The 8877-nt window shown below is 36.0% G+C and carries 6 protein-coding genes and 3 pseudogenes; 8 read left to right on the forward strand and 1 reads right to left on the reverse strand.

What is annotated here, in order from left to right:
• Window positions 1–86 precede the first annotated feature (86 nt).
• Window positions 87–206 (forward strand): annotated as a pseudogene (locus AB4263_RS23840) (ATP-binding protein); the annotation flags it as partial.
• A 400-nt stretch (window positions 207–606) separates the two neighbouring features.
• Here AB4263_RS23840 and AB4263_RS23845 read toward each other — a convergent pair.
• Window positions 607–1450 (reverse strand): annotated as a pseudogene (locus AB4263_RS23845) (IS5 family transposase).
• Window positions 1451–1689: 239 nt separating this feature from the next.
• Here AB4263_RS23845 and AB4263_RS23850 point away from each other — a divergent pair.
• The 7 genes and pseudogenes from AB4263_RS23850 to AB4263_RS23880 all read left to right on the forward strand — a co-directional run.
• Window positions 1690–2265, forward strand: coding sequence for a hypothetical protein (locus tag AB4263_RS23850; RefSeq protein WP_136973897.1), 576 nt, complete (start codon window positions 1690–1692; stop codon window positions 2263–2265).
• 67 nt (window positions 2266–2332) lie between these two features.
• Complete coding sequence (locus tag AB4263_RS23855; protein ID WP_372099010.1) at window positions 2333–2968, forward strand: hypothetical protein; 636 nt, start codon at window positions 2333–2335, stop codon at window positions 2966–2968.
• A gap of 15 nt (window positions 2969–2983) precedes the next feature.
• Complete coding sequence (locus AB4263_RS23860; protein WP_372099011.1) at window positions 2984–5734, forward strand: TcfC E-set like domain-containing protein; 2751 nt, start codon at window positions 2984–2986, stop codon at window positions 5732–5734.
• An 8-nt stretch (window positions 5735–5742) separates the two neighbouring features.
• The gene (locus tag AB4263_RS23865; RefSeq protein ID WP_372099012.1) at window positions 5743–6501 is read left to right on the forward strand and encodes a hypothetical protein; all 759 of its coding nucleotides are present in this window, start codon (window positions 5743–5745) and stop codon (window positions 6499–6501) included.
• Window positions 6498–7592 (forward strand): hypothetical protein, encoded by a 1095-nt coding sequence (locus AB4263_RS23870; RefSeq protein ID WP_372099013.1) that lies wholly within the window; start codon window positions 6498–6500, stop codon window positions 7590–7592. Before AB4263_RS23865 ends, AB4263_RS23870 begins: the two co-directional genes overlap by 4 nt.
• A 1-nt stretch (window position 7593) precedes the next feature.
• Window positions 7594–8358, forward strand: coding sequence for an outer membrane beta-barrel protein (locus AB4263_RS23875; RefSeq protein ID WP_136973902.1), 765 nt, complete (start codon window positions 7594–7596; stop codon window positions 8356–8358).
• An 18-nt stretch (window positions 8359–8376) separates the two neighbouring features.
• Window positions 8377–8877 (forward strand): annotated as a pseudogene (locus AB4263_RS23880) (hypothetical protein); the annotation flags it as partial.

Below are 8877 nucleotides of genomic sequence, written 5' to 3' on the forward strand. Positions count from 1 at the left end.
AGAGTAAAAATAGGAAGAGAGAAAAACGGCAGGATCAAGTGATCGGAATAAACCGAAACGAGCGATCGCAATCACCGAAATACGCACTTAAAGCGGAAGTATCAGATAGAGAGATACGCAGTATCGTTTATCAAATGAAAGTGGCTAAGTTCCCAGCTTATCACCACTTGTACGGTTCTGAGTTTAGTGAAACTACTGCAGACGAGTAACTTATTCGCGGTTTACACCGTTGTGAGTTTGGTTAAGGGGACTGATTGAACGATGTGGCAAGGCTAGAGCGATTATAGCTTTGGCAAATAAGCTTGGGCGTGTGGTCTGATGTGTTCTAGCCGTTGATTGTGAGTATGATTTTAACCGAGCTTTCAATCCGATGAAAACGGAGAGCCATCGTTACTATAGTCTGATTACGCAACAAGTTGATTTAAAAGCACGTTAGGATAGATAGGAAGGAGAGAAATACTCATTGAGCTGGTCGTAAGTAGACCTAGAAATGCGTCGGATATATATTAGCCGCCGTACCCTTCAATTAGTCACTGCAGCCAGAGGTGCGTCCATATGTGTTGCTAATTTAATTTGGAAATCGAATAGTTCTGTTTTTCGTCTTTTTCAATCAACTCGATATTTTTCAGGCATATTTGGCTTAGTAAGCAAATTCAATGCTTAGAGCGTAGCGCGAGTTTCCCCCTGACTGTGTGCTGTAATTTCTGAAATCTAATCGTCCTTCTAACAATTGGTTAACTTGTGACATCGCCGTTTCTGAGAGTGAGCGTTTGTGGTAACCATACCGCTCTTCTCAATACGTATTTGAGCCGTATAATTTCTAGCAACCCACTGAGCGATTTCGAGAATGGTCGAGTTCCTGAACGCTACCCTTTATCTTGGAGGAACAAGCGAAGTCACTCGCTTAATCTTAATAGCAGCGTAGCACGCTCTCGTTTCATAAATACCATCACCAGACACCTCTAGGATGCTTCGCCGTGTTTGGTTCAGTCAATTCGGGAGCACTTCTCCATCGCTAACCGTCGATAAACTTAGCTCAACTGCGATGATTTCATGAGTGCTTGTATCAACTTCAATATGAAGCTTTCTCGAGACACTACTCCTACTATCTGTCCCGTGTTTTTTACTTTCCATTCACTTTCGCCATAAACCTTAAGACAAGTCGCATCAATGGCTAAGTGTCGTATCGCCCTTGTCTTAAATGAAATCTCTACTTGCTTGGTTCTTCGGCTACTACAAGTGTCCTACGGACAACTTAACGATCATAGGCTAATCCAAATATCGAATAGATGAATCCTTGGAATGCCCTCTGGGGTATTGGTAATACTCGCTTTAATGATAGCCAAATCATTGAACTGATTTGAGCTACCGAGCTTACCCTGTTTGCTTTGTGGTCATTGACTAATCGTTTCGTCATCAATTAATAAGTCAGAGAGCAACGGTTAATAATCGTTTGGTTGCATTACTTCCAATTGATTGTTTTGTAACTAGGTTTCGACATGAGGCTACAACGTGTGGTGAATGTAGTTGATCAGATCGTAGGTTGAAGATTTAGTACCTTGATTTAGGAAATAAAGCTCATCATGAGAGGATGACTACGTAAGCCTCAGAGTATTCCTATCTCATTTTTATCTCCTAGTTCTTATAATCATGTTTCAAATTTGTGCTTATAAAAACTAGGAGATAAAAATGAAAAAACACGCATTAATTTTGGGTATTGCTTTTGGTGCGGTGAGCTTAAATGCTCTTGCAAGTAGTACGGCTACCCTTTCATGGACCGGACAAGTAGGTAGCGGCATCGCACATGGTGATTACATGATTACTGGTCATAATGGTTCCACTACAGCTGATGCATTTAGAGGGGATTTAATCAGCGTCGAATCGAATGCAAAATTCGCATCTAATCATATTGTGCTTGAGTTGCGTGAGAATACTGGTTCAGCTTCAGCTCCTGTTCCCGGTGATAAGTGGGGTATAGGTTCAGAGCTCAATGGTACTGCTGTTACTGCCATTAATATCACTTGGAGCGTTGAACATGTGGCTGGAACTATTGGCTCTGGTGTAGATATTGCTTCTCTAAATGGTGGTAACAATCCTATCATCGTGACGATCAATGGTACTCCTGTCGATGAAAAGGCCAGTTGGACAACGACAAGTCAAAATGAAGTAGGTATTCGCGTGAAAAATGATACACCACTAAATCCAAGCGAAGTTGCTGGTAAAGATATTTCGATCGAAGTTGGTATTTCAGCGACTGCGGCATAATTATTAATAATAGGTGGCATGTTATTAATAATTATCACTGCCACCATTTTAAGTTGTTTTAAAATCGATGAAAAAATATCTCGGTCTACTTATTCTGGTTTTCACATCAAATGTTAACTCTGCTGTGAAGAGATACGAAGAAAAAATTCGAATTCAAAGTGAAGTTGATGTTTCAAAATTGTACACTCAATCTATAACTGATATTAAAATGATACCAGATAATATTAATTTGAAGGTAATGTCAGACGGCAGTCGTTTTGAGAGTGAAACTGTGAGTCTAGTTATAGAAACAGATATTCCTAATCAGGTTTCGGGTGTGACTTTAAATGTCCCATACAGAGTTGAGCTTACAGAGAATAAAGCAGAATGTGCTAATAGGATATATCCATCAAATAAGGTCGACTTTTCTGCAAGTCAAAAAATGAATCCTACATTTGTTGCTGTAAAGATTAGTAAGGTTGGGCCTGGCAGTAACGATTACACCTATACGGGTATAGGTAGTCATGATGGCGTAACTTCTGTCAATGATTTTTCCGAAGTGTATGTTCCTTCGGGTGGGATAATTGAGATGAAAAAGAACACTCATCAATTGAATCTTGACTTTTTGGCTTTCAATAGTATTGCTTTAATAATGCCTACAGGAAGCGCGTTGAATACAGAGTGCAGTGGTTCATTGTTGTTTACTGTTACTGTTGGCATATGAATTTGGTGAAAAATTTTGAGAAAATCGTACTATTATACTTTATTTTCTATCTTGATAGGTTCCTTATTTTTCGGTGAAGTTAAAGCAAAGAATGGAACCGTACCTCAAGGGTTCGATGATTTTTTTACTTTTAAAGATACTTTAATCCGATTAAAAAATCTTGATGGTAGTTTTAGCGAGCCAATGTTATTTAATGCGAATTATGACACGGCTAAGTTTGAGAATCGAGATTTGATTGTTCAATACTTAAATGTTAACGATGTGAAAGCTGAATATCATGAAGAAATAATTAAAAATTTTGAGAATGGTTGGTCTAACAAATCTTTTTGCCAAGGTTATGTTCGAGATTGTTTGATAACCCCTGATTTGTATGAGTTTTTATATAATTTTAATGATAAAGAAATTTATTTTTTTGTTGATGAAAAGATATTGAACTTAAATGCTAGAAATGTATATTCTGATTATCATTCAAATTTTAACGATTCACCAGGGTTTGTTAACAATGTTGATGCTTACTTTTCAGCTTATTCTAGCCAGAATTCAATTTTAACTATTAATGATAAAGCAACGTTTGGGCTACCATACGGTTATGTGAGGTCTGACCTAAGTGTGGCGGTATCTTCAGAAAAGCACAACGAGCTAACTGCTTACGAGTTGTCGTACAATCTTGATGTGCTCGACAAAGTGATTAGAGCTGGTTACTTCAAATATTCGCCAGAGGTAAATAGTACTGATTTCTTGTTAGGATTTAACTCGCAAGCTCCACAAACGGCTGTCGTTTTTGGCTCGTCATCCAACATGCTTGTTAGCGAAGCATCATCGAAGAAGCATCTCGCATTCTTTTCACCTCGGTCCGGTGATGTTGAAGTCCAAAGAGACGGGAAAATTATTTACCAAAGTCGCATTAGTGAAGGGAAAAATACCGTAAATTATAGTGAGCTTCCAAGAGGACGTTATCAAGTTGAAATCATTTTAAGACTTGGTGGAGAGACTATAAACCGTGGTAGTTATTCTGTTTATAACAACGATACGGATACACTGAGTCAAGGCGGCATAGACTATATGTTGGCTTTTGGACAACTCTCCCCTGATAATGCCATTAATGATGATGTGATTGATAGCGATTTATTTGTTCAAGGGAGAATAAGTTATCAACTTTTGCCATCGCTGATGATTGGATCAGGGTTGATGAAGTCTTCGCAAGATACAGCACTAGAAAGTGGGATTCGTTATTCTTTATTAAGTGTTGATTCTGATATCTCATTGAGTGTTAAATTATTTGAAAATGCAAACTATATCAATGGTGGTTTGTCGTCAAACTACGGAAATATAAATTATGAAAGACTGGATAACCAAGGTAGTTATCTAGCTAATACTCTTCATGGTGACGAAAGTTATGAACGAATCTACTTGTCGACTAATTACCGATTTGGACTAAGTTCTTCTTTTTATGCAACGTATTCTTATAATAGAAAACTAGATGAAATCTATATTTATGGCGAGCGCACATACGAAGAAGAGAACTATAACTACGATGACCTAACAATTGGATATAGATTCAACTCCATAAATAAGTCCACTGTCGATATCAGTTTTAATACAGACTTTGATACAAATGCTGTGTTTTTTAATTGGACGTTACCATTATCTGATTCGATGGATTTTTCTTCGAGTATTTACGGAGGCGGAGATGACGCTTCAATTAGTCAAATGACCAACTCTATAAGTAAGAGACAGGTCTTTGATTCAAAATTGATTTCTAATTCTTTACAGGTTTCTAGTACCTACGATAGAAATCGCGATTCATTTTGGCAGAGTGGTACGTTTTCTGCCGATTTAAATAATCCTTTTGGAAGAGCGAGTACATCTGCTTATTTTTCTAGTGATGGAAGTGTTGGTATAAGTGGGAGTCTATCATCATCTCAAATTTTATTTGAAGACGGATATGTATCATCAAGCCCATCTAATTCTTATTTGGTTTTAGATATTGATAATAAAGAAAAATGGGACGATGATAATCAAATTGACCGTGGATATTTGATGGTTAAGCGGGATGGAAAAATAATGACCAAGAAAATGATCGAAGAAGATCAAGAGGTTATTCCATTGGGAGATTATGAAAAGTATGAAGTGTTTTTCGATACAGAAAGTGTCGACTTGTATAACACTGGTGATGCGAGCGTTAAATTATTCACAACACCAGGATCTATTGCAACAATAAAGCCAAATGTTCATAGAAAAGTGTCGTTTATAAGTGGATTTAATGATTTGAACGAAGATTTAGTTCAAGGTGTGACTTGTAAAGGTGAAGGTTGTATTAGCATCAATGAAATTACAGATGGTGTTTACCGTGTGACCGTCTTAGAAGGGTTGGATTTTCACTTGGCTTCTGAAGGAGGCGAGTGCTTTATTCCCAATAGAAACAAAATTGTACGCCTTAATCTCGGGCTTAACTATTGTCTGCCAACTGACTATGCGAATATGCACGAAATTGAGTTGGAAGGTAAGGGGTATCGAGCTAGCTATATAGGTGTTTTTCGACAGGAAAATATTGATAATAATGATTTCCTTAATCAATTAAAAGACTACGGTTACAAAATTATTAAAAAAAATGTTGGTCAAACAATGACTGTTGTTTATGTTGCTCAAAACACGACCATGATGAATGCACTATTTGCTAATTACTCTGACCAGTTAGAGCAACTTAAAAAGATAGTTATAAAAAATAGTGCGAGCAACATTAAATATCCAATTGTAAATAACTAGGTTTGAATATGAAATTATTGAATACTATTAATCTAATCGGCATTGTTGGCCTTCAGTTTTTATCAACAGTAAATGCGTCTGGCTTGACGATTGATAAAATGTTTGTGATTGCAGATAAGAATAAGAATGGAATCGTTACAGTCGCTAATACTAATGATAAACCATTGTTTGTAAATGCGAACATTGATGAATTTCATGTGAATGATAAGGGTAGTGATTTTATAAAAACGCCCTATAATTCAGGTAACTTTGAACATTGGAAAATTAGTACAACATTAAATAAGCTTGTTCTCCAACCTGGTGAGTCTCGTAATGTAGGTATTCGAAGTCTTTGTTACAACACAACTTGTGATGACTCAAAAGATTTGATGTTTTTTGTTACTTTTATGCCTGCTCCATATACAGGTCCTAACGAAAGTGTTGAAAACTCATCTTCAATGCAACTAAATTACGGTTTCGCTCCCGTTTTTATTATACCAACGGATAAACCTAAAATAGATTATACGATTCGTTCAAATTCAGAAAATATTACTGTTGAGAACAAAAGCAATACAATGATTTATGTTTCTATCGATGATTGTGAAAGCAAGACGAATACAAAGCAATGTTACAGTCGATTCGTTGTAGTTGCTGGTAGAACTAAAACTTTTTCTCTTAATGAGCGTGTAAAAGATAAGTCTCTTAATATAAATGTATCCTCTTATAATGGTAGTTATAAAAATGAAAAAGTATTACATCCACTGGGGTTTATTAAGGACAAAACATGAAACGTATATTAATGATTGTGTTTTTTTTAAATACAGTATTATTTTTAACATTGCTTAATATTTTATTTGGTTCTCGGGCATTTGCAGCGGTAGAATACCGAGCAAATATTGATATTACTGGCACAGTATGGACTAACGCATTGAATGTAGATGTTTCAGCGAAAGTTCCTGCGGAATGGTCGCAAGCAAGTAGACTCGGATTACCAACTGTTAATCATTGGGTGCCTGGTACATTTGTTGCTGCACCGCCAACCAATGTTAGATTTTCTGGTACTGTCACCGGTCGCTACTGGGAGTCGGCTAATGTTCCAATTGGTGTTGTAGGCGTACAATATAATACGACTGGTATATCAAATAGTATTTCTAACTCTGGTTTAGGACACGCTTGCTTAAAGGATAGTATTTCCGGCTCAATGATTGATATGAGGGGGGCAAACTGCATGTCTGCTAGTAAAATATCAAATGCTGCTTCTACGATACCTTTTATTCTATATCGTCCAATTATTGATATTCAAGATGCTGATATACAAAAAGCATTAGATGGGCAACCTAAAGGTGTCTATACCGCATTTCTTCCTATTTCAATTAAGGTCAACTACTACGTTGGAAACGTACTAACTCATCGAATAATCAATGAAACAATATCTATAATTATTAACTATGACCCTGTTTGGATAACAAGTGTACATCTAAGTAATAAAAATGTCGATATTACAACAGTTTATGATTCCACCTCTCGTACTGTTGATGGTGTGCCTGAAGATGTCAGTGTAAGTGTTGCAGGGTATTTCGATAATGGGATTAGGCTATCAATTAGTAACAGAAAGTATTCTTTAAATCATGAATCCGTGTCAGGTCCAAATATCCCTTACTATATTCAATGTATAAGGTGCGGTTCTAAGCTTACTGAAACTATCGAAATGGTAGATAAAATCGGAGAAGTTAAAAATGATAATGTACTGATTGGAAGTGATCCTGCGAAAAATATTACATTTGTTTTAAGGTTTGGTTACTCGAACGTAGATGGTACTACCCTCATTTCTGGTAAATATAACGATATTGTCGATGTTACTATCGAACCGGTGATTTAACATGTATAAAATGATTATTTTTCTATCAGTTTTATTATCTTTTGGGTTAAAAGCTAATGAAAGTTTAGATGTTAATTACAACAACATGAAGTTAGGTGTTGGTTATGTTAGCAGTTTGAAAGAAAACAAAGAAAAGTATTTAGAGTCACAAGGTTTCGAGTTTTCTATTGGTTATAAATTTGAAAGCAAATGGTTGTTGGAAACAGGATTTACAGACTTTACAAATAAAAATGAAATACAACCTAATGATATTTTCCTACGTTCTAAGAAAAATTGGCAAGTGAGCGACTACGCATCAATTTATGCAGGTTTTGGCTTGAGTTATTTGGAAGATAATTTCAATCCTACAATTAATATGGGTATCAATTACCATTTAAATAATGATTGGTATGTGGATGTAGGTTATCAAAGTTTGATATCAAATAGATATGATGACGTATACTCATTTCTTATTTCTTTAAATTATAATTTTTCCGTTCGATTCAAGGAAGAACAATCTAGCATTTATTATGAACCGATAAGTGTTATTGCCGATACTGATGAGGTGAATATCTCATCAAGTGAGATGAACTTACAAGAGAAAAAATCGAAGAAATATTATGACTATTATGTGGTAATAAAGTATGACAACCTTACAAAGATTGGTAAAAAACTAAATATACCACTTGGTGATGTTATTTTAGCAAACCCACAATTGTCATTGAGAAATAGATCAATCGATTTAATCTATCCGGGTGAGCGTATTTTTTACCCAATAAAACAATAGTAATATAGGCATATTGTAATGAGAATAAAAGAAAGTTTTTTTTCACATCGTTCGAAGCTTTTATTGTATAGTCTTGCTACTGCCACTTTGTACGGCTGTGGTGGTGAAAGTGAAAGTGGTAATTCGTCACTGAAGCCGGTAGACGTAGATGCTCCTGTTCAAGTTGTTGCTAAAGATGCATTGTTTAATACAGAGTTAGCCCAAGATGACTTCGTCGTTGATTTGTATGACGTTGTGTTGAAGGATAGCGATGATAATGCATTTAAGTTAACTAATGTTGTTAGTGTTAATAGTAATGACCCTACGTGTAATGTTTCGTCTATTGATGAATACTCTTTTACTGTTCCACGGAAACAGGCAAGAGTATGTGATTATAATTACCAGATTGCCACACTAACGAATAGTGCTTATAGTGTATCTTCTCAGTCAAGCACTGATACAAATACTGCTATGGTTAGGGTTGTTGTAAGCAATGCTAACAGTACAGAACTGCCGCCTCTCCCTATCTGGCAGGATAGT

Origin of the sequence: Vibrio sp. 10N.261.55.C5, assembly GCF_041470505.1 — a bacterium.
Taxonomy (GTDB): domain Bacteria; phylum Pseudomonadota; class Gammaproteobacteria; order Enterobacterales; family Vibrionaceae; genus Vibrio; species Vibrio crassostreae_C.

What these genes read in the sequence shown, in the direction of transcription:
- AB4263_RS23870 (WP_372099013.1), top strand. Translation starts at nt 6,498, where the DNA reads ATGAAACGTATATTAATGATTGTGTTTTTTTTAAATACAGTATTATTT.
- AB4263_RS23850 (WP_136973897.1), top strand. Translation starts at nt 1,690, where the DNA reads ATGAAAAAACACGCATTAATTTTGGGTATTGCTTTTGGTGCGGTGAGC.
- AB4263_RS23875 (WP_136973902.1), top strand. Translation starts at nt 7,594, where the DNA reads ATGTATAAAATGATTATTTTTCTATCAGTTTTATTATCTTTTGGGTTA.
- AB4263_RS23855 (WP_372099010.1), top strand. Translation starts at nt 2,333, where the DNA reads ATGAAAAAATATCTCGGTCTACTTATTCTGGTTTTCACATCAAATGTT.
- AB4263_RS23865 (WP_372099012.1), top strand. Translation starts at nt 5,743, where the DNA reads ATGAAATTATTGAATACTATTAATCTAATCGGCATTGTTGGCCTTCAG.